The organism is Clostridium sp. KNHs205 (genome assembly GCF_000702945.1).
Lineage (GTDB): Bacteria > Bacillota > Clostridia > Lachnospirales > Lachnospiraceae > Anaerocolumna.
This window is the reverse complement of record NZ_JNLE01000003.1, coordinates 1,188,117-1,210,538: the sequence shown is the minus strand read 5'-3', so window position 1 is coordinate 1,210,538 and position 22,422 is coordinate 1,188,117. Positions and strand designations below refer to the sequence as shown.

The window sequence follows — 22,422 nt, the reverse complement described above, 5'->3', positions numbered from 1 at the left end:
AAATAAAACCTGCTAATAAATAGAGACTGTGTTAACAAAATCTGCTTGTATAAAGATAATGGTAATACAGTCACTATTTACACACTTCAATATCATTTAGATTACTTTCCTGTTTCACTTTCAACTATCCTTTAATTACTATTTATGTCATAATTCTCCATATTTCATATCTTATCTTTCTACATCCCTGTCATCTAAATATTTTATTATCTCTGGATAATCTATTTTGGCAGACTCTTCAATCTCTATACTTGTATTCATTTGTTTTACAAGTTTAAACAAACCGATTGCCTGAACAAAATAATCTGCTGCTTCCTTAAAATTACCTTTTTTATACAAAACTCTAAATTTATTATAGATTAGATTTGGTATAAATCTTAAATTATATTCTTTTATAGAAAACTCAATCCCTTTATTAATCATTTCTTCAGCTTTATCTATTTCATTATCTGATAGATATATATGTCCTAAATTACATAGAATTCCAATATACATTTTTTTAGAAAACTGGCCTGCCTGATACATTGTATACGATGAATTTATGTAGTACTTTTCAATAAGAGACAATATGTCTGATAAAATTTTATATGCAACTTCATTTTTTTTCATATACATATAATTTATACTTATACAATTTATAATAGCAAGTCCTACATTTGAATACATGAACTCTGTTATTGTATCGATTGAAAATAATGTGTTTTCTATTAAGATACCTTTCATACAGTATTCTAGGGATTCTGTGTAATTTCCTATATCCGTTTCACAAATAGCTTTAGCATAATATATATGTTGTAGATTTTCTCCCTGTTTAAAATCCTCATTATTTTCATACTTTTTAATCACTTCTTTTAAACTAATAAGATCTCCCATAGTTAATGCATCATTTATTTCCTGTATTCCGATTAATCCAACTGCTGTCTTAACAGTATAATACATCTTAAAATATTCATTTAAATCAACATTTAATTTAATCGACAATTTATTCAATAAATATAAAGACGGTTGATACTCTCCTTTTTCAATCCTATAAATCTCCTTTCGTGTACACAAACCAGAAGCAAGTTGTTCTTTCGTTAAATTTCTAGCCTCTCTGAGTTCTTTTAAAAAAGTACCAAAATGTTCATAATTCATCACTCACACCTCACCTCATTCGTAACAGGGACATAACTGTCCCCTTATTTTTCTTTATTTCTCAAATTATCAATGTTATAATTATTTCAAACAAGGGTAGTTATATTTTTACATTTATCATTATATTATATAGTGTATATTTGTAATAAGGCAAAAATAGCTGTTATCTTTTATTCCCCTCAATAAAGTTACTTCTGTTTTATGCCTTATTACACATATATAGTATTTTATTCACCATATTTTGTCAAGTTTTTACTATTTTACAATAGTACTTTAACTTTTCATTGTAAGGAAGCGAATAATTTTTTTATGAACTTTATTAAATTGCTTATTTTTCAATACCCAGAATGTACAAAAGATTCTGTATTTCACTCACGGAGTCAGAAAAGCTCTTGATGTCTGAACCTGCTAACTTTCCGGCTTCTGCTGTTGTAATTGACTGAATAATTTCTGTTTCGCCTTTTCCGGTCTCCACGGTATATTTCCACGTTACTTCGCTTAAATTATCAATCATGGCTAGCATAATACAGGCATAGGATTTCATGGTACCGTTAAATTCATCGCTTTCTTGCTCCTGTACCGTATCTTCAAATAATAAGGTATAACCATAAGGCTCTGCTTTCGTCTGCAATTCATTTTTAAAATTACCAAGGACTTTTGCAACCTTAAGATCATTTAAAATCCTGCCGTTGGCAGACATATCTCCCACATAGGGATTGCGATGTTTATAGAGATTTTTTGCTAAGAGTCCCGGTTCTACATTTCCCCAGGAGGAATAGGTTTTAATCCAGGTCTCTGCTTCTGTTCCTGCCTCCTTAAGCTCTGTTTCATTACTCCAGATTAGAGTTTTTCCGTCCTTTCCATTATCGTAAGTATCGAGGCTGTCATAAAGATAGATGTTTTTTATGCCACTCATGCGCGTATTGAATTCCCACCTGCTATAATTTGCAGTATTCTCTTCAAAACTTTGTGATACCTTCTTCTTTTTCAACTGCACCTGGTCTGTCTTTAATGTTATATATACATTTCCGTTCTGCTCAAACCAGTTCATCCCGTCTGCATTGACCTTCTCTGAAACCCGTAGAGTAAAATAGATGTTAGTATTCTTAAGTATACTTAATTCCTCCACTGCCACTTCCTGCGGTTTTACCGGACGTTCGGAAAAGGAATAGAGTAAGGCGGATATGCCTGCAACAATAAGCACAGCCATAAAAAGTATACCGGTTAGTAGCGAGGTTCTTTTAGTCTTCTTCCAACGGCTGGATAACTTTTTGATTACTTCTTCCCCTTTGCTGTCTGCTGCTGTAATATCCGATCTATATGCTTCTAATTCCCTTCTGCAATTCTCACAGGTTGCAATATGCTCCTCCACAGCATTTTTGCTGTCTTCGCTGCACACATTGTCCAGATATAACGGTAGCAGGTCTTTTATAATATCACAGGTCTTTTCCATTATTTTTTTCCTCCATTAATGCTCTGATCATCTTCTTGCTGCGATAAAAAGTGACTCTTGCCCAGCTTTCGGTCTTATGGAATATCTCAGCTATCTGAAGATAAGACAGCTCTCCGAATATCCTCAGTGTAAAGACCTCTTTATAAGGCTCCTCCATGTTATGAAGATGCTTGTGGATCTCCAGAACCGTTTCTTTATCCTCTAACCGTATAAATAAATCCGGGCTGTCATACTCCTTGTCATAGTCCCACTGTGACTCCTTCTTATGCTTTCTGCAATAAGTAAAATAACAGTTCTTTGCAATCTGACATAACCAGGTACTGATTTTCGCCTCTCCTTTAAACCTGTCTATGCTTTTAAGTGCCTTATAAAAGGTTTCCTGGGTTAGGTCTTCTGCTAATGCCGGATTGGCACATAACCCCAGTACATAGGCATATACCTGTTTAAAGTACTCTTTGTATATACGGTCAAAGTCAATTTTCTCCACCCTTTATCACCTCATTTCTGTTGTTACTTAAGTTAGACCCGCCAAAATAATATTCGTTACAAAATATTAGAGATTTTTTGCTTTTAATCTTCATTCATTAGTATCGTATTATGTATAGCTTGAAAAAAGGAACTTTCTTTATTTTTAATAATTTTTGATATATGTCTTTTTCTTATCTGTCCTCTGTATTACAATAGCATTTGTTTCTTTCAGGCGCATTATTTGTTATTCTAGGATTTTCTAACTCATTCCTTTTATATTACCATACCCGCTTTTATATTAAGCCTTTTTTAAGCTTATGACTTTTTATGTTCATACCTTTTTTATGCTCATGCTTTTATTCTAATGCTTTTTATTCTCTCATGCCTTTTTATTCTTATACCTTTTATGCTCATGCCTTTTTTATTCTCATTCCTTTTTATTCTTATACCTTTTTATTCTCATGCCTTTTTATTCTCATGCCCTTTTATGCTCATGCCTTTTATGCTCATGCCTTTTTATTCCCATGCCTTTTTATGCTCATGCCTTTTTATTCCCATGCCTTTTTATGCTCATGCCTTTTTATGCTCATGCCTTTTTATGCTCATGCCTTTTATATGTTGACACCAGTATTACTTCCAAGGACCTTTTAGCCCGACCACCTCTGCACATTCTTCCAGCTTAAGCGCGAACAAGCACCTCCTACCCATATCTTTGACACAGGACGGTGGTGCTTGTTTACTAATTTTAGTTATTTCATATATGTTAAGGCAATGTGTTTAAAACTCTTTAACTATCAATCCCAGTTGGGAGCTAATAGAAAGTCTCGAATATTTCGATGCTTAATACCGTTTCGGCTCATGTCCAGATCATCCATTGTGACCACATACTTCGGAAAATTATCCCTTATGCTGTCATATGCACCAAACTCCCGTTCAGTGGTTTCTTCAGATGCCAGCAGATAGGCCACCTGAACATAGATTTTCTGTCCCTGCTTATTACAGACAAAATCAATTTCTTTGTCTCCCGTTTTTCCTACTGTGACATCATATCCACGACGCAAAAGCTCCAAGAATACGATATTCTCCAAAATTAGATTAACATCTTTCATATTACCGCCAAATACAGCTTCCCGTATGCCATGGTCAGCGATAAAATATTTTTCATTTACTGTAAGTATTTTCTTCCCCTGCAAATCCTGCCGTTTCACACGGTAAAAAAGATATGCATCTTCACATGCCTTAATGTAGTTAAGAATAGTTTCAGGCGAAACCGTCCTGCTCTCATTTTTAAGATACTTGGAAATTCCTGTAGCAGAAAAAGTAGTTCCCACATTGGCAGTTATATAAGCAATGATACGCTCTAACAAGTCTACGTCCCGGATATTATTCCGCTTAACCACATCCTTGAGGACAACTGAGTTGTAGAGATCCTGAAGGTATTGGCGGCTGGGCTCAGGAGCATAACGGAGATTATTCAGATAAGGCATACCACCAAGAGTAAGATATTGCCTAAAAATTTCGTTTTGAGAAGTGTTTGGATAAATAGATAGATATAAATGGGTATACTCCTCAAAGGAAAAGGGATAGACAATAAATTCCACATAACGTCCTGCCAGATACGTAGCCAATTCGCCTGATAACAGCTTTGCATTAGAACCTGTAATATATATATCACAGTCAAACTCTACCCGAAAGGAATTAACACATTTCTCCCATTCCTCCACCTCCTGAATCTCATCAAAAAAAAGATAAACTTTATCTTTGATTACGGAGACTCGGCTTAGTACCTCGTCATGTAAGGCCTTGGCGGTACATAAATGAGAATTGCTCATATTCTCAAAATTAATAAAGATGAATTGGTCTTCGGATATACCAGAAGAAATCAGCTCTTCGTATATCATCTCCAGCATAACTGACTTACCGCTGCGTCGAACACCAGTAAGTACCTTGATAAGCTCATTCCCTATAAAGGGGCGAATACGGCTCATATATAACTCTCGTTTTATCATAAAGGCGTTTCCTCCTTTGCTTCACTGCTTTAAGTATATCACAAGTATATTTGATATATAACACCGATATTTTATTTTTATAAGTTATAACTTATAAAACTGTGTTTTTTGCGTATAGTTACGGATTTAAACGCAGGATTTTTCATACGAAGGCCGCCTCAGAATTCTATTATTCAAAGCTTTAGAAGGATTTCTTGGTGATTTTTCAAACTATGGTGGCACTTTCTAATGATTTTTATTATAAATCCCCATAAATATGAATCTCTCATTTGGTTCAAAGGTATGTTCATAGTCACAAATATACCCTCTCAGCCAATAGTCGTTATCAATTTTTCTAAGATAAAATCCTTTTGGAAAATGCACATCTTCGTCCAATATTTCAGATACTACGGTTACAGCACCATCAGGAGTTTTATGTTTCTTTTCCGTACCGTGACTATTTTTATCATCAAAATAGGCTAATCTTAAAAATGGTGCCACATCAGGAGAGCAAATATTCAACCCAACATTTTGTGCTTGCCTAATGACCTCCAGAAGTCCTGCCTTTCCATCCGTTAAGCCTAATTCAATTAATGATATTTCTGTTAAATCAATTTGTTGTCTCTCTTTCGTTACAAGAAACAATTCACTTTCCAGTAGCTTTTCCCCTAAAGGATTGATTAATATATTCTTTTCTTTTAATAAGCTAATCAGTTCTTCTTTTGAAATACCGCCAATTGATATTTTAATTCTTTTCATAACTTCACTCCATCTCTAAGCAGATTTATAATCCAATGAGAATTATTCTTTACATTGTACAGCAGCAAAGTATTATTTTCTATAAAACTATCTGGGAGAATATAAAAAGAAAATATTTAGGATAAGCTGCTCTGCAGGAAGTTCCCTGGCAAAATCCATCAGACTCTTTTACAGATATAATAAACGGAAGCTAACCTAATATGAATTTCCTGACTTTCTTCGGTACTGCCTCAGGATTTAAGGTTAATATCCTTTGATAGATTTTATCATAAGCAGCCTCAGCTGTAATTTCGGAGACCTTCTCCAGAACATCCTCTGAGAAGAAATCCTCTGTTAAGCAGAACACTCCTGCCGACCAGCCATATTCTTCACCAGCTCTTGATATTTTTCTTGCTCTGCCGCACATGGTTATATAGAATTTCATCTGTAATTCAGTTACTGCAGCATCAAATTTACTTTTATCTTCTGATGAGAAACCTCCGTATTGCTTCAGAAGATGAATGGGCAACTCTTTATATTCTGTGATAAGCTCGTATATCTTCTTTGCAAACAGGCTGATATTTCCTGCTTCATATTCCTCATAAAGATCTCTGTCTCCTCTTCTGACTGCATAAAAATATGGATACCACTCTTTTGTAATAAATCCGCTTTTCTTAAAGAAGAACTTGCCATATGCTATATCCATTTCTTCACGAAGCACTCGCATTCTCCATTCCCAGGGGTCTGTATCAGCGTCCTCCGTATGCCAGATTATATTCGCACCATAGTAATCACAGAGAGAAAAAACTCCTTCGTTATTTCCCCCACCGACACTCATACCTGCCCGATACAGGTTGTCCTTAAATTCCTCATAATTATTTATTGTATTTATCATCTTTTTAGCCTCTCCCTCTAGCTTTTATCTTTAGCTTTTCAGCTCTTATCTTCAGTTCTTATTTTCAGCTCTTATCTTTAGCTCGTATTTTCAGCTTTTATTTTCAGCTTTTATTTTCAGGTCTTATCTTTACTTCTTATCCTAAGCTCTTATCATCAGCTCTAGCTCTTATCTTCAGCCCTTATCTTCTGCTATTATCTCAGTTCTTATCTCTGTTCTTATCTCTGTTCTTATCTCTGTTCTTATCTCAGCTCTTATCTCAGTTCTTATCTCTGTTCTTATCTCTGTTCTTATCTCTGTTCTTATCTCAGTTCTTATCTTCAGCCCTTATCTTAAGCTTTTGCTTTTGCAGATAATTCATTTCTTTATTTTACCATTTCTATAAACTGTTTGCCACTAAATAAAATTAAGATCCGAACATACATATCTAATGTTATCTTCGGATCTTAATCTAACGTGTGAACATTTATTACAAAATTTCATACACCTTGGTAAATTATCATTTTCAATATTACTTTACCACAATCTCACTATCTGAATTTCTTCCATATAACATCACGCCAGATGACGGATAAAACCAATAGCCCTATGCCTCCAGCCAGCAGAATATACTTTTCCTGATAAGAACCGGTCTGCATTACAGAAAACAGATAAAAATCTCCCAGATACTTTTTTCCTGAGCCAAAGTTCAATACATAATACAGAATCGGCACCATATAACCCAAAACTGGCTGATTGCTTATGGAAAAGAAAAACACTCCAAGTCCACCAAGAAATATACTGTTTGCCATAAGTACAAAAAACATACCGGAAAAGGTGAACTCACAGCCTCCTAATGCCATCCAGCCCAAATATAGAACCCCTGTTACTGCTATGAGAATTAGCGCACTTATACTACGAAGTACATGATTCACGATCATGGATTCTTTTTTGGAGGATATGATATCTCTTATATCCCTGTCTATGTCCGGTGTGAAGATACTCATCAGCAAGATAATACCAAAGAGGCTGATAAAGACTTCTATGACTTTAGCTGTTTGATTCTCGTTTAGATTTTCCAGTCCGATTACCAGAGGTGACAAAAGACAGAGGAGCACCACAAGGACATAAGGAATTATTAGGTTATGCTTCAGATTTACGTATGCTATTTTTTGATATCTTTCCATTTCTTCCATAGCTTCCTTTCCTCTTGCAGTCATAAAGATAAATTACTGCTGCCATAAGTATAACGGCAGATAAGGTATATACTAAGCGATTCTGAATCAGCTGATGTTTTCCCGCCTGAAAAACCTGGTAATTTCCCAAGGTATTGAAACGTGGAATAAGATTGAAGCCGAATCCTCCGATCATGTTATTTGAACTGGCAAATATGGAACCAAACCACCATACTACCTGGAAAAGAATCGGCAATACCTGCTCTGTCAGTTCACCTATGAAATAACCCAGGGCCGTAACCACCAGTATACTTGGCAGAAGCCAACCGGTACAATATTTTAAGAAGGCAAGATAATCTACGGTTATACCGGCTGTTTTCCCTGCATATACCGCCTGGGACAAAGGCAGAAAGGACAGTAGCAGTACAGGTACAAATAACATAAAACAGATGGCTGCATATCTGGCAGTAACCAGAGTAATGGAGGAAATACTCTTTCCATATATAACGTTAACTACTTTACTGTGTTTATCTTTTAGAATCCTTGCGGTGATGAAAAATACCGGCAGGACACCTAACAGAATTCCCATGTAATCACAGAACAGTCTGGCATAAGCACCTGACAAGCGGTCTTTTTCATAAATTTCATTATAATCCTTTAATGCTTCTTCATAGGTTAAGGGGACTTTTGCATTCTTGACCACAGTGTCCTTGCTGTAAGAGCTGCCTTTTCCAATCAGTTCAGCTGCCTGTGCCATATAACTTAAGAATTCCTTATAGGGGATATCCGTCCTTACCGTTAAACTTAAAGGTGAACCTTCGATTTTAATAATCATCCCGTCTTTTTCCTCAAAACCTGAAGCTTCCTTGTAATTATCAGTAATTTTCTGAAACTCTTCTGCCGTTGTACCTGTTAGTTTCTGTAGGATTTCTTCCATTCTGGCTGTTTTCTCTTCATTCAAACGAACTGCTTTGTAAAATCCGATGGGATAGGTGACATAAATTCCATTGCCGTATTCCTGCAGCAGATTCTCAGTAGCAGTACGCATAATATCTGACTCTTTCGTGCTGTAATGATAGCCATAGCTTTCCTGTCCGGGCTCCGGTTTTAAGGGAATATCCTCTGACCCCATTTGAGTCAGGTAAAAAAATACGATCATAGCTATATAGCCCAGGAATAAGATACTTTTACACCACATCCGGCACTCTTTTAGAAATAAGGTTAACCACATAGGTTTTTTCCTCCTTCCTTTCCCATCAGGTAAAGGTAGGCATCTTCTACATTGGGTTCTGCTATAAAAGCTTTCTCAAAAGGAGTTCCACCTTCCGCCAGAAAGCGTACTTCTGCTTTACTTCCTTTTGACAGGATGGCAGTTACTATATGTCTGGTCTTTAACTCCTCCAGCTCCATTCTGGATATCTCTGCGGTATATACTTTTCCTTCTGCCATTTCTAAGAGCTCCCTTACTGTTCCCTTAAATATAAGCCTGCCTTCATCCAGTACAGCAATATCTTCACAGGTTGCTTCAATATCCCCTACAATATGGGTTGAAAGTATAACAATCCTATCCTGTGCTATTTCACAAAGAAGATTCCGGAAACGTACCCGTTCTTCCGGGTCCAGTCCCGCCGTAGGTTCATCTACTATTAATACCCTGGGATCATGAAGAATTGCCTGGGCGATACCCAGTCTTCTGCGCATACCACCGGACATGGCTCTTACCTTGGTCCTGTGGTTGGCAGCTAGGTTTACCTTTTCAAGGAGTGCCGGAATCTTTGCCTTTCTCTCCTCCTTTTTCATACCGGAGAGTGTTCCGAGATAATCCATGGCTTCATAGGCACTCATTCCGCCGTACATGGAGAAATCCTGGGGAAGATAACCTGTCATACTGCGTATTTTACCACTTTCCTTAATATCCGTTCCATTTACCAGCACCTGTCCGCCTGTGGGTTCATGTATGGTCGCAAGTATTTTCATCAATGTTGTTTTACCGGCGCCGTTTCTTCCAAGCAGGCCAAACATTCCCTCGCTTATGGTCAAGCTGACGTCATTTACTGCTTTTTTCTTTCCGTAGGTCTTACTGACATTTTTTAAGATAATTTCCTGACTCATGATAACCTCTCTTATTACCTGTATTTCGCAGGGCTGGTTATACTTGCCCAATGCGATTGTGCCAGGAGTTATTTTTCAAACTGTTCTCTAATATTGTCTAAAAAATCACCCCTGACCGGGATGATTTTATTCTAAGCTGTAAATATCTATCCTTTCACTACGCTGTAAAAAAACTTGCACAGGAAATGGCTCCACCATGGATTCCATTGGTTAGCTCAAGACTTCCTCCATGCTTCTCGGACAGCAGCTTACAAATGGTAAGCCCCAGGCCAAAATGTCCTTTTTCTGTTGTAAAATATGGTTTCTTCGCATTTTGAAGAGCTCTTTTGTCAAAGCCCGTACCATCATCTTTTATATATAGATACAGCATACCATTTTCCAATTGCAGAGTTATCCGGATAAAATGACTGGAATATCGCAAGGCATTACTGATAAGATTGCCGGCAACCTCCAATACAGCACTGCTGTCACAATAGATATCTCTCGCCTCCAACTCCTGCTCTATGGTCATATTTACCGTAATTTCCGGAGGAACCATACCTTTTACCAGTTGTTCCAACTCATTATATAATTCTTTTCCTGAATGTTTTTTTCTCTTTAGTTCCAACTCTTCAAAGGTATTTATTTCTTTCATGGTATCTGCAAACTGTTCCAGCCTGTCTGCCTGTGCATCTATTAAAGCTAATGTATCCAACAGTTTTTCCTCTGTAATCAGACCGTTTGGATGGAACCTGCGCAAGATTTCCGTATGACCTTTCATAACAGTAAGAGGTGTTCTGATATCATGTGCAAAGGCAGCATTTAACTCCCTCTGGTCCTGTACCAGCTTCCAGATGCTTTTCTGATTATCTATCAGTCGAAGACGCATCTGGTTAAAGGCCTGGCAGATTTCACCCATTTCATCGTTACTTTGATAACTGCAATCCAGACTGAAATCATTTCTTCCCACCGCTTCGATCTCTTTCTTTAATATAGCAAGGGGTTCCATCAGTTTATTCTTATAATACATGTGGCTCACCAGATATATGGCTATGCTGGCATAAACAAAGACGGAAAAGGTCTCTATAAGATTAAATAAAAGCAGCTTCTTATTAACTGCTGCCGGAATTTTAGAAGAATCTATGGTATAACTCTTATTGTCCCTATAAATAATAGCATAATCCTTAACCCCCTCCGCAGATAGAATCACATTCTTCCAGCCCTCGCAGAACAGATACGTTGCCAGATAACAAAGCCCACAGGAAATTATTGCCATTATAATATAAAACCCCAGTGACTTCTTTAGATTGGAATTCTTAAGATATTTTTTTATTTTCTCTATAAGTTGTTCTATATAATCCATCGGTAGCCGACTCCCCATACGGTCTCAATTACGTCCGTCTTGCAATGCTGTCCCAGTTTTGCTCTTATCCTTCTTATATGCTCCGTAATTATACTGCTACTGCCTTCCTTGTCAAACCCCCAGAGTTTTTCATAAATACTTTCCTTATCGTATATACGGCCTTTGTGAAGACTTAATATCTCTAAAATATCAAATTCTGTCTTTGTGAGTAAGATTTCTTCTTCTCCCCAGTATACCTTTCTGGTGTCATATTCAATCAGTAATTCCCCGGCTACCCTGATCTTACCGGTTCCCTTGCTTCTTCCTTCTCTGCGCAAATGAGCTACCACTCTGGCATGAAGTTCCTCCAGGCTAAAGGGCTTTGTAATGTAATCATCCCCGCCAAGCAGCAGTCCGTTGATTCTGTCCTGCTCCGTCACCTTCGCTGTGAGAAATACAATGGGTGTGTTAATATGACTCCTGATTTTCTGACATAGGGAGAGCCCGTCCATGTCGGGCAGATTAATATCCAGCAGTATAATATCGGGGGATGCCGAGATTTTCTCTAGTGCCGCCCCACCGCAGTCTGCCGTATATACCAGATATCCCATCAATTCAAAATAAGACCTTAACATTTCCAGGATATCTTCTTCATCATCTACAATCAATATTTTATATGCCATAATCTATTCCTTTTAAGATTTAATAATTTTTCTCCAATGATATAGTAGCAGTAAATTCACTATTTATTCTCTACTTTATTTTTAAGGTCCTAAACATTTACTGTCCGCCATTCATGACTCTCTGTCACTTATAATAACCACGAATTTCTCTTCCTTTATCTTCCTTTAATTGTACCACTACAGGGCCGTTGAGTACCAGTTGTTTTTTACTCTCTGCTGCTGTTATAACAATAAAATGACTACATAATAGAAAGCGATCAAGTTTAATCATATTCATCGGGTCATATCCTGAAATCCATCCTTCCATTATGTATTCCTTTCTATTTTCCTGAAAAAATAGTCTCAATTGTTCTTTGGACTTCTCTTTATACTCCTCTATAAGTTTTCCAACATCACAGGAACAGCTGCCCTCTAACGCTTTTAAATCCTCCGTTTTTATATGCTGTTGCTGATAAACACGATATTTTTGCTGATTGTAAAGCTCCTTTATTATATTAGCAAGCTCATAATCAATCGAATTCTTATTTACAGTAATTCTAGTATTTGTATTCTTAATACCTTCCTCAGCTGCCAGCTCCCAGAAAGTATCAGTAGTTTTCCCAATTCCCGGTGTCAATTGGATTCCGGCTTGTGATAATACCAATAAAAGAACTGCCCCTGTCACATAAGAAATTCGCCTTATATCCAGCAGCCTGGCAGAGCATTCATCTAATACCGTCAAATAGTCTTCAAGCTTCTGTTTATATAATCCTTCTTCCCCCATCTCTTTCAATGCAAGAAGAGAGATATATTCAGCGGCTCCCTCTATGGTCTCAACCCTGTATTCCTGATAGATATCATCACCTATCAGTTCTCCCCTGAACTTCCTGTATGCCTTAAAATATGTCAGCAATATTTTTCTTGTATTTATATCCTGGGTTCTCATTGCAGCAGCTAAAAGCCTGTTTTCATTCAGCTTTACTCTTAAATTTCCTTCCCCCACAGGATAAGAAAGAAGCTTTAGATCATCCGGATACCTGCTTTCTCCCAGTTCCTCCTGATAACAATGAAACATCTCATGGACAACCCCGGCTGCTATAGTTACTGCCAGATGTCTTATCTGCATTCTTTGGCTCAATTCAAGATTTTCTGCTATGGAATTATGGAATAATTTAATCTTGTCTAGCTCCCTTTCCTCAGATTCTGTTATCTGCCAGATGGCAAGCAGTTCATTTCTGAAGTGAATGCAGGTATTTGCACAAAACTCTGACTGATAAGGAATTTCCTCCTTTTCCAGCCAGATTGTTTCAACGTTATACAGAGCAAAGGGATAGGGGTGAAACCCTTTCCACAAAATACTAAAATCAATACTTTTAATAATATCCGCTACTTCTGCATAAAGCTGTCTCATTTTTTATATTACCTCCCTTTTTCCTCTTATCTTTTTGGATTCAGTAAAATCTCATAACTATAAAAATAAATTCTTACTTGTTCCAGTCAATAAAATTATAGAAAGAAAAAGGAGGCTCTTCAATTTGAAAATCCTCCGGTTTTTCATAGCACGATATGTAAATAAATACAGATTCTTTTACAGGAGCGTTATGAATCATTATTCTGCTCTTGCTCTATACCAACAATATTTAAACCTTTTAGCACTATGAACGTTGGAATCACTGTTCCGTTCTTGCCGCTAAACCAGGCAAAAGCATTTTCACACAGATTCTAGTCTGTTGCTTTTCAAGATTCCAAGAAGCTTCCAGACTTTATCCGCGTCACCTGATAGGATAATTCTTACTGTTCCTTTCTTTGCATCATATCGATAGGAACAGGTAACCCGGTTACTTTCTTCTGTATTGATTTCTAAGAGCAGTTTCTCGCAGAGGCTTTTGCCTTCCTCCGCCTCCCTGACATTCATATCATAGATGGTGCACAGTGAATCCATACTTTTTTTATCTTCATCCAAAAATCGTGCTACAATTCCTTCCGCTTTACCAACAGCTGCCTGTTTTACATAGTCCTCCGTTAAGAATTCACTTAACTCCTCCTCTGTAAAACACCAGGCTCCTCCTTTCAGCTTCCCCTTTAAAAGTCCCCTGCGAAGGTAATTACGTATGGTCCTGTCTGAAAGCATGGTCATCTCCGCTACTTCATTTATATTATAAGTCTTAGTCTCCTGCTTCTTAATGGCAGAACACTCTTCTTGTTTTTGCTTATCCTCCATAACTGTACTCCTTTTAATTGCAGCCGTTATTTTACATTTTCTAATTACATACTTATACTACCCGAACTTTATACGAAATACAAATAAATTATTCAGTAAATCACTGCAAAAACAGGTTACTGTAAGCAAATACTGAATCCTCTTACAAATAACCTGTATGTTTTAAAGAACATTAAAAAATCCTCAGTTATATTTCCTCTTCCAGTATCTGATAGATTGGAGCTCCCTCGCATTGGGCAGGTATTCTCACTCCAAGCAGTATTGCCGCTGTAGGCGTAACATCCACCTGTCTGATTACCCTTTCCGTTATATGATTCTTCTTAATTCCCTGACCGGCTGCAAGGAAGATCGGCGATACAGAAGTGTTAAAATAACCTTTTGCCGTAGTCAGTCCATCCCCGTGCAGACGATTAAAGCCTTCTTCTACGGTAAAGAATATATCACCGCATTCCTTTCCATTTACCCCAAGAAGAACAGCATCTTTATTCCTGAGGGCGATTCCAACGACTCTTTTTCCGGTAGTTTCATCCCGGTAGTTATACAGATCTGAAATAATCTGCTCCTCAAGCGCATATTTCTCCTCAGGCTTCACAATACCATGAGGATCACGTCCTGCCAGATTCACATAGATATAATTACTCCTAATCTGTACGGCCCTGGTCTTCTCCCAATCCACTTCGTCCAGAGAATTTCCGGCAGCGTCTTTTTTTAGCACCGTATATCCAAGCTCAGCCATAACTTTGGTATTCAGTCCTGAATATTCCCCCAGAATAGGCGGAACATTTTCACCTACCAAAAGACCGTGATCCGATACGATAAAAACCGTATAATCTTTTTCTAACAGCGGCAGAAATCTTCCCAGATAACGGTCCGTCTGTACATAGAATCGCTCTATAAGTCCCTGGTATACTAATTCATCGGTATGTTTCCAGGGTTCCAGCGTCTTTCCCAAATGCCAGATCTGATGACCGGCACAGTCCACATTATGTAAATGGCTGAATACTGCCTCATAGCCTTCCTCTTCTAACAGGTAATTAAGACAATCCGCCTGCCACTGACTGTAAATGTCCCAGGAGGGCTCAAAGACCTTGTCTACCAGTTCGGAATCCTCTCCTCCGATTAAACTTACCGGTGGAATATGCCCTACCTTCTGAACAATCTTTTCATGGAGAGAAAGGGGATGCCAAAGCATATTGTTGGTAGTATCCAATGCATTGCTGATCCAAAGCCTGAGATTCTTGCCGTCAGGACTCAGCTCCAAGATCTTATAGGATCTGCAGCAGGGTTTGGTACTCCCCTTTTTTGTGGTATCATCTATTGTTCCGGTTATCATTTCACCTTCCCTTATAACAGCAAATGGCTCTGCCTCTGCTTTGGAACGATATAGACTTACTGTGTCATAGACACCGGCAGCTCCTGTTATCAGACCAAAGCGCTCTTCTTTTCCTGCTGATACCAGATAGGTGAATTCCAGTGCATCTTCTTTGGGCTTTATCCAGTCCTGTGCAGGTCGTATGGGAGTAAAGATCATATCATAGGCTACCTTGGCACCAATCATCATCTCTGTGTCATCAAGGCTTTTAACATAAGTTCTGATTTCTCCGCCTTTTCTGGCTTCATCTCCCCACCAGAGCTCCATCATCTCGTCTGCTTCTTCTTCCTTGATGGACAGGGCTTCGTTAATATCTGTAATATTACAGCCCACACCGGCAGCTTTCTGGGTATGGGGAATGAATTTAAGCTTCTTTAAATCCGCTCCAGCATAGATTACCTTCTCCCAGTCCATCTGAGCAACCCCCATATTTACAGAACCAGGCTGAGTTCCATCAACCACATGGAGCAATGGACTTTTGGACGTAGGCGGCCAGGAGGAACCGGGCCAATGCCATACAAGAGTTTTTAATCCGGCTTCTGTCGTGGTATTCCATATCTGCTCTGCTGTACAATTTCTGGAATCCATATTATAGACTACAGCATCCAGACTATCCGGTGACTGGCGCCAGTAACAGGTAATTCCATGTGTTCCCGGATAAGCTCCTGTTGCCAGAGTAGTCCAGCAAGGAGGGGTAATGGTAGGATGAGCACCTAACATATTCAGATCTTCTCTGGCTGCTCCATACTTCAGAAACCTTTGTACATTAGGAAGTTTCCCTTCCTCCAGTAATCTCTTGGTGATATCCGGATCCATACCATCAATACCCAGTACAATTAATTTTTTGGTAATAGGTTTTCTTTTCATGTTTCTTCCTTTCACATTTCAATTTAGTAACAGTCAAATACCTTCAGTACCTGCTCGTCTGGCTGTATGTGGTACTGTCATATCAGTATTATATTTTTAAGTTAATATTCACACTATTCATATATGGATTAATAATAACTCAATCACTGAAATCAGTGTAGAAGCAAAAAAACATATGGGATATCGAAAAGTACGATAATTCTGATAGAAATCTACTTGACGTCAGCTGAAAAAAAACTTATATTATCTTTAAACCTATTATTTCTATATGAATATAGTTATATTGCATATTAATATTAAATTGGGTATTAATAATTAGCTGAATTTCATCACAACCTATAATCTAGATAAGTTACAAAAATGCATGGGATTATGTAAATAAAGAGATTTTTACACCTTTTATTTAGGTAGTACCCCAAGCAGACTTACGGTACGTAGAGGTGCTGGTATGAATTTTTAAATTGTGTTTAAAACACACGGATAGGAGTAAAAATGAAGTTTGAACAGCTCTTTTATTTTAAGGAAGCAGTAAAATACAGTTCTATTTCAATAGCGGCTGAAAAGAATTACATGTCCCAGTCTTCTGTCAGTTATTCCATCTTAAAGCTGGAAAAGGAACTGGGCGTTGAGCTTCTTAAGAGAACCAACTCGGGAGTAACTCCTACCCATATGGGAGAGCTGGTATTGAAAAGTACCGAGGAGATTCTTCGTTCTATGAACGATATCACCGAGATGGCAAAAGAAATGAGGCACTCGGGTGAAGTACATATCTCCTGCATCCCCTGTCTCTGTGACTGGATTATTCCAAGGGCCTTAAGGAACTTAAAGGAGAAAGCCGCAGATATTATACTATCTGTCACGACCTCAGAAAGCCGGCTGATAACCCACAACGTTTCCTCCGGGATATCGGAATTTGGCATTCTTATTTCTTATGACGGGCTTGAACGGAATACAGACATTAAATACACTCCCTTATTTAAAGATGAATACCTCCTTTATGTGGGGAAGAATTCACCTTATTGGGACAGAGAAAGTATTTCCTATCAGGAACTTATTACACAGCCTTATATTGCTTACCGGGATGAGTTCAGAAGCTATAACGGAGGACTTACGGATATCTTTGGCACCAATAAATCTCCTGCTATAATTTTTCGAACCGATGACCTTTGCTCTATCAAAAATATGATAACCCAGAATGACTATGTGGCCTTTTTCCCCAAGCACATGTCCCAGAACGACTATTTTGTACAGAGCGGGCAGATCAGGAGACTGCCGGTATCCGATAAGAAACTCAGCTTTGAAGTGGGTTACATCGAAAGTAAAAAGTACAAGACTCCTAAAATAGATAAGATCGTATTGGAGGTGATAAAAGACACTGTAAAAGAAATAATCGATAAAAATTGTATCTCTATAAGGTGATTACATCTTATCACTTTCTCGGATATGAAAAATTTTGATATCCCATATTCAAGAAAACAGGATTCCCATATGGCATTAAATAAGTTAAAGTGAATATATCATACTAATCATATTATTTCTATAGGAATTGGAGGTGAGATTATTAAATCAAGAAAAGCCAGCTATATAATAAGCATACTGACAGCTTTGGTAATTATCGGTCTGTGGGCAATCATTACTTCTGTACATAAGGTATCGGATATTATATTTCCTTCTCCCCAAAAAGTATGGAGCAGCTTTATAACCCTTCTGGAAAACGGTTATAAAGGCCATTCTCTGTGGCAGCACTTACTGGCTTCCCTGCAAAGGCTTTTTATTGCTTATTTCATTGCTGTAGTAACTGCCATTCCACTGGGACTGTTAAGCGGATATTCCGAAAAAATAAGAGCAGTCTTTGAACCAATCATTGCTTTTATCAGACCCCTTCCACCCCTTGGTTACTATACCATAATTATTTTATGGATGGGTATAGGCAACGGCTCCAAGATACTTCTGCTGTTTATAGGTGCTTTTCCTCCAATCTACCTTTCCTGCGTTGCCGGAGTCACCAGAGTAAAAGCCGATTATATAAACCGCGCAAGGACCTTAGGAGCTAATAAACTTCAAGTTTTCTTCTATGTTATTTTCCCATCATCTCTGCCTGATATATTTGTAGGCCTTCGAAATGCCATGAGCGGTGCCTATGCCACTTCTGTAGCTGCTGAAATGGTTGCTGCCGCATCTGGTATCGGCTGGATGGTGCTGGATGCCAGTAAATATCTGCGAAGTGATGTAATCTTTATCGGAATCATTCTCATGGGCATTACAGGGATCATGCTTGATAAAATATTACTTCTGCTGGAGAAAAGAATTGTCTTCTGGAAAGGCAAAAATTAATTTACACCATAGGGAGTCCCAGGTTGATAGAAAATACGACGATAGAAAGGTGCCACAATCTCCTTCCTTCAACCTGTATAATTGTGGCAGTACCACAGGCGTACTGTGGTATGAAATGGGTATCAAATTATGAAAAAGATAAAATTACTCTTATCCTTAGCTTTGCTATTAGCAGCAGGGAGCCTTTTTACGGCATGTTCATCCAACAGCACCAAAACATCCGCACCTGACACCGGTGCAACAACAGCCACAACGGCAACAGATACACCTGCTCCTGCTGCCAATAGTGCAGATAACGATAACAGTAAAGACAATGACGGTAAAGATCCGATCACCGGTGAAACTTATCCGGAACAGATAAATATTGGTGTGATTGAAGGCGGTCCGGAATCCGCTATCCTAATACAGGAAAATTATTTTAAAGATATTGATGTAAAAGTAAATGCAGTAAATTATTCAGCCGGTACCGATATTAATAATGCGGTAGTATCCGGTGATGTAGATGTTGCTTCTTTCGGCTCTTCCCCTATTGCACTTGGCATCTCAAACGGTATTAATTACAAAGCGGTATTTGTCAGCTACTTAGAAGGGGGAAATATTGAAGCCCTGGTGGTAAAGAAGTCCCTGGGAGTTTCTGCTGTAGCAGATTTAAAAGGGAAAACCATTGCTGCTCCCTTTGGAACAACTTCTCATTATGCTCTGTTAAATACCTTAAAACTAGCAGGTCTTTCTCCTTCTGATGTAACTCTTTTGGATATGGGCGGCGCTGATATTGTAGCAGCCTGGACCAGAGGTGATATTGATGCAGCTTATATCTGGAGTCCTGCTCTGGATGAATGTGTTAAGAATGATGGTGTAATCCTAACAAATGTAGGTGAACTTGCAAGGCAAGGGGTCAGCATTCCTGAGATAGCGGTTGCCAGAAATGAATTTGCAGAAAAATATCCTACCCTGGTAAGCCAATACATAAAAGCACTGATAAACACCTATGACCTGGTTAAGAATAATCCTGATCAGGCAACGAAAGCAGTTGCAGCCTGGGAGGGTGTAACGGAAGAAAATGCGAAAGGTCAGGTAGCTGATAACATCTGGGTATCCGGTGAGGATCAGTTAACGGCCGATTATCTTGGAACACGGGACAGTAAGGGTAAGCTTGCGGATACTTTAAAAACGATTGCTGATTTCCATACGGAGCAGGGTAATTTAGGCTCTTCCCCCGAACTTTCCGTATTTCAGAATGCTATTGATACCTCTTTCGTGGAACTGGCACTGAAATAATAAAATCAATGACTCTATAAGGACAGGAAAATCATGAGTGAAAACAAAGATGTAAATACCCTATCAGGTATCAAAGATTATTATGAGGCAGTAAACGAGCTCATATCCATCGACAATATATCTTACGTATACAGTGAAGGAGAAAGGTCCGTAACTGCTCTGGAAAATATCAATATCAATATTTATCCCGGTGAGTTCGTATGTGTAATGGGTCCCAGCGGCTGCGGCAAAAGCACCCTTCTAAATATCCTGGCTGGTTTTATTACGCCTACTGCCGGAAAGGTAAAGCTGCACCAGCAGGAAATCAAAGGCATAGACTCCCACAGAGGTGTTGTATTCCAGCAGCCGCCCCTTTATGAGTGGTTTTCCGTCCGTAAAAATATTGCTTTTGGTCCTCTTATGAAGAAGCTGCCAAAGGCTGAGCTAAAAAGAGAGGTTGATACTTATCTGGAAAAGGTAGGTTTGAAAGAGTTTGCCGATAAAAAAGTATATGAACTCTCCGGCGGTATGAAGCAAAGGGCAGCTATTGCAAGTGCCCTCATAAACAATCCGGAAATCCTGCTTATGGATGAACCTTTTGGCGCGCTGGACGCTCTTACCAGGGAACAAATGCAGGGTTTTATCAGGAATATCTGGTGGAATACCGGTAAGACAATTTTCTTTATTACCCACGATGTGGATGAGGCTTTATTACTTGGAACCCGTATTCTGATAATGTCCAAGCATCCCGGAAAGATAGTTACAGATTTTCAGGCTGTTTATACCAGAAGCTACGTAGAGGACAATTCCGACGATGTTCGTTATACAGAAAGCTTCCATCAGAAAAGAAATTATATCTTAAGCCTTATAAATAGTAATTAGGTTAATCGTAAGTTAGTTATTATTATTAAAATTAAAATCATATAGATTAAAATAATAAGCGGATATGTAATCGGGGAAGATTGATTAACTTATCCGCTTATTCTATTTATTCAGAAAATAACTATCTTTTTCCTTTTCATCCTACTATGTTTGTTCCGATCCTCTGACATAGTTTGCTGGGTGGTCGGTGCGAATCGGTCAAGTGCATCGTTAACTTTCAGTAAATAATTCTACCTTATGAAAATACTACTCTCAACCAATCGATAGAACATAATACTAACCGGTTGATCTTACTTCCACACCTCCCTTGCAATCTCCCCTACTAATTTCAATTTAGCCCACTGCTCTTCTTCCGTTATTTTATTACCTTCTTCTGTAGAAGCAAATCCACACTGAGGACTCAGACATAAACGCTCTATGGGAACATACTTCTCTGCCTCTCTGATTCGTTTAATAATATCCTCTTTCTTCTCCAATACCGGAGATTTTGTCGTAATCAGCCCCAGTACAACCGTTTTATCCTCACTAACATACTGAAGAGGAGCAAAATCCCCGGAACGCTCATCATCAAATTCCAGATAAAAACCGGTTACATTTTCTTTTGCAAAAAGGTCTTTTGCCACTCTGTCATATCCCCCCTGGCAAGCCCAGGTAGAATGAAAATTACCGCGGCAGATATGGGTGTTGATAACCAGATCTTCCGGTTTATCTTCTATGGCAAGGTTATTGATACGGATTAATTTATCAATAAACTGCTGCAGTCCCGCCTCATCTGTGCCTAAAATAAAGCTGGCATTGGGATCCACGCATACTCCCCAGGTGCAGTCATCAAACTGAATATTTCTGCAGCCGGCCTCATACAGCTCTCTGATCACCTTTTTATAGCCTGTTGCAATATCCTGGATCAGGTCTTCTTCCTTTGGATAAATAGCTTTGGTACTATCAATATTTCCTCGAATAATCATCTGGAAGAGAAACTGTGCCGGTGCCGGTATTGTCTGACGGGCTACGGTATTCTCATCTTCAAAGAGCTTCACGAATTTAAAGTGCTCTACAAAGGGATGATTATCTACGGATACCTTTCCGGTAAGGAAAGTATCATCGATTAAGGCTGGTTCTCCATGAAAAGGTATACCCTCTTTGGTCTTTTCATGTCCAACACCGTTAAATGCCCACATAAAATCCAAATGCCAGGAACTTCTTCGAAATTCACCATCAGTTATAACGGGAAGACCAATCTCTTTCTGTTTCCCGATTAATGCCTTGATAGCCTTATCCTCCACTGCTTTCAGTGCGTCAAGGTTTATCTTTCCTTCTGCGTATTCACTTCTTGCCTGTTTCAAATCCTCAGGTCTTAAAAAACTTCCTACAATATCAAATTTAAAAGGTGCATTCTTTCCCATATTATTCTCCTTCTTTCTTTCATATCACTTAGTCACTTGGTTTAAAGCTATAAATGAGTTACTTTTTACTTCCTTCGGATATAAAAAGTCATGTACACCATGTATATAAATCCTGGTATTTATATCTGTCATTTATGACAAGTATTTATATCTGTTATTTG

The 22,422-nt window shown here is 38.3% G+C and carries 19 protein-coding genes; 4 read left to right on the top strand and 15 right to left on the bottom strand.

What is annotated here, in order from left to right:
- Positions 1-171: 171 nt before the first annotated feature.
- From BR73_RS0105275 to BR73_RS0105205, 14 genes are all read right to left on the bottom strand, one after another.
- Positions 172-1,134 carry a helix-turn-helix domain-containing protein gene (locus tag BR73_RS0105275; protein ID WP_033164667.1) on the bottom strand — a complete coding sequence of 321 codons (963 nt, stop codon included), beginning with the start codon at positions 1,132-1,134 and terminating at the stop codon, positions 172-174.
- Between the two features lie 328 nt (positions 1,135-1,462).
- Complete coding sequence (locus BR73_RS29050; protein ID WP_197032618.1) at positions 1,463-2,587, bottom strand: DUF4825 domain-containing protein; 1,125 nt, start codon at positions 2,585-2,587, stop codon at positions 1,463-1,465.
- Entirely contained in the window at positions 2,571-3,065 is a 495-nt protein-coding gene (locus tag BR73_RS0105260; protein ID WP_033167111.1) for an RNA polymerase sigma factor, read from the bottom strand. The genes BR73_RS29050 and BR73_RS0105260 overlap by 17 nt, the downstream gene beginning before the upstream one ends.
- Before the next feature lie 784 nt (positions 3,066-3,849).
- Positions 3,850-5,064 (bottom strand): ATP-binding protein, encoded by a 1,215-nt coding sequence (locus tag BR73_RS0105255; protein WP_033164666.1) that lies wholly within the window; start codon positions 5,062-5,064, stop codon positions 3,850-3,852.
- A 225-nt stretch (positions 5,065-5,289) separates the two neighbouring features.
- Positions 5,290-5,802, bottom strand: a complete 513-nt coding sequence (locus tag BR73_RS0105250) for a hypothetical protein (protein WP_033164665.1) — start codon at positions 5,800-5,802, stop codon at positions 5,290-5,292.
- A 190-nt stretch (positions 5,803-5,992) separates the two neighbouring features.
- Positions 5,993-6,676 carry a hypothetical protein gene (locus BR73_RS0105245; RefSeq protein WP_033164664.1) on the bottom strand — a complete coding sequence of 228 codons (684 nt, stop codon included), beginning with the start codon at positions 6,674-6,676 and terminating at the stop codon, positions 5,993-5,995.
- Between the two features lie 530 nt (positions 6,677-7,206).
- The gene (locus BR73_RS0105240; RefSeq protein ID WP_051684987.1) at positions 7,207-7,851 is read right to left on the bottom strand and encodes a hypothetical protein; all 645 of its coding nucleotides are present in this window, start codon (positions 7,849-7,851) and stop codon (positions 7,207-7,209) included.
- Positions 7,799-9,061: an ABC transporter permease gene (locus tag BR73_RS0105235; RefSeq protein ID WP_033164663.1), complete on the bottom strand. Its 1,263-nt coding sequence runs from the start codon at positions 9,059-9,061 to the stop codon at positions 7,799-7,801. Before BR73_RS0105235 ends, BR73_RS0105240 begins: the two co-directional genes overlap by 53 nt.
- On the bottom strand, positions 9,052-9,942 hold the full coding sequence (locus BR73_RS0105230; RefSeq protein WP_033164662.1) for an ABC transporter ATP-binding protein: 891 nt from the start codon (positions 9,940-9,942) through the stop codon (positions 9,052-9,054). The genes BR73_RS0105235 and BR73_RS0105230 overlap by 10 nt, the downstream gene beginning before the upstream one ends.
- Positions 9,943-10,099: 157 nt before the next feature.
- A complete protein-coding gene (locus BR73_RS0105225; RefSeq protein ID WP_033164661.1) occupies positions 10,100-11,284 on the bottom strand; it encodes a HAMP domain-containing sensor histidine kinase in 1,185 nt (394 codons plus the stop codon).
- Positions 11,272-11,946 carry a response regulator transcription factor gene (locus tag BR73_RS0105220; protein ID WP_033164660.1) on the bottom strand — a complete coding sequence of 225 codons (675 nt, stop codon included), beginning with the start codon at positions 11,944-11,946 and terminating at the stop codon, positions 11,272-11,274. Before BR73_RS0105220 ends, BR73_RS0105225 begins: the two co-directional genes overlap by 13 nt.
- Before the next feature lie 124 nt (positions 11,947-12,070).
- On the bottom strand, positions 12,071-13,336 hold the full coding sequence (locus tag BR73_RS0105215) for a hypothetical protein (RefSeq protein WP_033164659.1): 1,266 nt from the start codon (positions 13,334-13,336) through the stop codon (positions 12,071-12,073).
- 300 nt (positions 13,337-13,636) lie between these two features.
- Complete coding sequence (locus tag BR73_RS27150; RefSeq protein ID WP_051684986.1) at positions 13,637-14,146, bottom strand: helix-turn-helix domain-containing protein; 510 nt, start codon at positions 14,144-14,146, stop codon at positions 13,637-13,639.
- A gap of 187 nt (positions 14,147-14,333) precedes the next feature.
- Positions 14,334-16,385: an alkaline phosphatase family protein gene (locus BR73_RS0105205; RefSeq protein WP_033164658.1), complete on the bottom strand. Its 2,052-nt coding sequence runs from the start codon at positions 16,383-16,385 to the stop codon at positions 14,334-14,336.
- Positions 16,386-16,877: 492 nt separating this feature from the next.
- Between BR73_RS0105205 and BR73_RS0105200 the strand changes: the two genes are divergently transcribed.
- The 4 genes from BR73_RS0105200 (at position 16,878) to BR73_RS0105185 (ending at position 20,858) form a co-directional block, all read left to right on the top strand.
- Positions 16,878-17,804, top strand: a complete 927-nt coding sequence (locus tag BR73_RS0105200; RefSeq protein ID WP_033164657.1) for a LysR family transcriptional regulator — start codon at positions 16,878-16,880, stop codon at positions 17,802-17,804.
- A gap of 186 nt (positions 17,805-17,990) precedes the next feature.
- Positions 17,991-18,719 carry an ABC transporter permease gene (locus BR73_RS0105195; RefSeq protein ID WP_242860625.1) on the top strand — a complete coding sequence of 243 codons (729 nt, stop codon included), beginning with the start codon at positions 17,991-17,993 and terminating at the stop codon, positions 18,717-18,719.
- A gap of 129 nt (positions 18,720-18,848) precedes the next feature.
- Positions 18,849-19,997, top strand: coding sequence for an ABC transporter substrate-binding protein (locus BR73_RS0105190; protein ID WP_051684984.1), 1,149 nt, complete (start codon positions 18,849-18,851; stop codon positions 19,995-19,997).
- A gap of 33 nt (positions 19,998-20,030) precedes the next feature.
- On the top strand, positions 20,031-20,858 hold the full coding sequence (locus BR73_RS0105185) for an ABC transporter ATP-binding protein (RefSeq protein ID WP_081848543.1): 828 nt from the start codon (positions 20,031-20,033) through the stop codon (positions 20,856-20,858).
- A 290-nt stretch (positions 20,859-21,148) separates the two neighbouring features.
- Here BR73_RS0105185 and BR73_RS0105180 read toward each other — a convergent pair whose 3' ends face one another.
- Positions 21,149-22,261 (bottom strand): 5-methyltetrahydropteroyltriglutamate--homocysteine S-methyltransferase, encoded by a 1,113-nt coding sequence (locus BR73_RS0105180; RefSeq protein ID WP_033164655.1) that lies wholly within the window; start codon positions 22,259-22,261, stop codon positions 21,149-21,151.
- Between the last annotated feature and the right edge of the window lie 161 nt (positions 22,262-22,422).

What these genes read in the sequence shown, in the direction of transcription:
- BR73_RS0105275 (WP_033164667.1), bottom strand. Translation starts at nt 1,134, where the DNA reads ATGAATTATGAACATTTTGGTACTTTTTTAAAAGAACTCAGAGAGGCT.
- BR73_RS29050 (WP_197032618.1), bottom strand. Translation starts at nt 2,587, where the DNA reads ATGGAAAAGACCTGTGATATTATAAAAGACCTGCTACCGTTATATCTG.
- BR73_RS0105255 (WP_033164666.1), bottom strand. Translation starts at nt 5,064, where the DNA reads ATGATAAAACGAGAGTTATATATGAGCCGTATTCGCCCCTTTATAGGG.
- BR73_RS0105250 (WP_033164665.1), bottom strand. Translation starts at nt 5,802, where the DNA reads ATGAAAAGAATTAAAATATCAATTGGCGGTATTTCAAAAGAAGAACTG.
- BR73_RS0105245 (WP_033164664.1), bottom strand. Translation starts at nt 6,676, where the DNA reads ATGATAAATACAATAAATAATTATGAGGAATTTAAGGACAACCTGTAT.
- BR73_RS0105240 (WP_051684987.1), bottom strand. Translation starts at nt 7,851, where the DNA reads ATGGAAGAAATGGAAAGATATCAAAAAATAGCATACGTAAATCTGAAG.
- BR73_RS0105235 (WP_033164663.1), bottom strand. Translation starts at nt 9,061, where the DNA reads ATGTGGTTAACCTTATTTCTAAAAGAGTGCCGGATGTGGTGTAAAAGT.
- BR73_RS0105230 (WP_033164662.1), bottom strand. Translation starts at nt 9,942, where the DNA reads ATGAGTCAGGAAATTATCTTAAAAAATGTCAGTAAGACCTACGGAAAG.
- BR73_RS0105225 (WP_033164661.1), bottom strand. Translation starts at nt 11,284, where the DNA reads ATGGATTATATAGAACAACTTATAGAGAAAATAAAAAAATATCTTAAG.
- BR73_RS0105220 (WP_033164660.1), bottom strand. Translation starts at nt 11,946, where the DNA reads ATGGCATATAAAATATTGATTGTAGATGATGAAGAAGATATCCTGGAA.
- BR73_RS0105215 (WP_033164659.1), bottom strand. Translation starts at nt 13,336, where the DNA reads ATGAGACAGCTTTATGCAGAAGTAGCGGATATTATTAAAAGTATTGAT.
- BR73_RS27150 (WP_051684986.1), bottom strand. Translation starts at nt 14,146, where the DNA reads ATGGAGGATAAGCAAAAACAAGAAGAGTGTTCTGCCATTAAGAAGCAG.
- BR73_RS0105205 (WP_033164658.1), bottom strand. Translation starts at nt 16,385, where the DNA reads ATGAAAAGAAAACCTATTACCAAAAAATTAATTGTACTGGGTATTGAT.
- BR73_RS0105200 (WP_033164657.1), top strand. Translation starts at nt 16,878, where the DNA reads ATGAAGTTTGAACAGCTCTTTTATTTTAAGGAAGCAGTAAAATACAGT.
- BR73_RS0105190 (WP_051684984.1), top strand. Translation starts at nt 18,849, where the DNA reads ATGAAAAAGATAAAATTACTCTTATCCTTAGCTTTGCTATTAGCAGCA.
- BR73_RS0105185 (WP_081848543.1), top strand. Translation starts at nt 20,031, where the DNA reads ATGAGTGAAAACAAAGATGTAAATACCCTATCAGGTATCAAAGATTAT.
- BR73_RS0105180 (WP_033164655.1), bottom strand. Translation starts at nt 22,261, where the DNA reads ATGGGAAAGAATGCACCTTTTAAATTTGATATTGTAGGAAGTTTTTTA.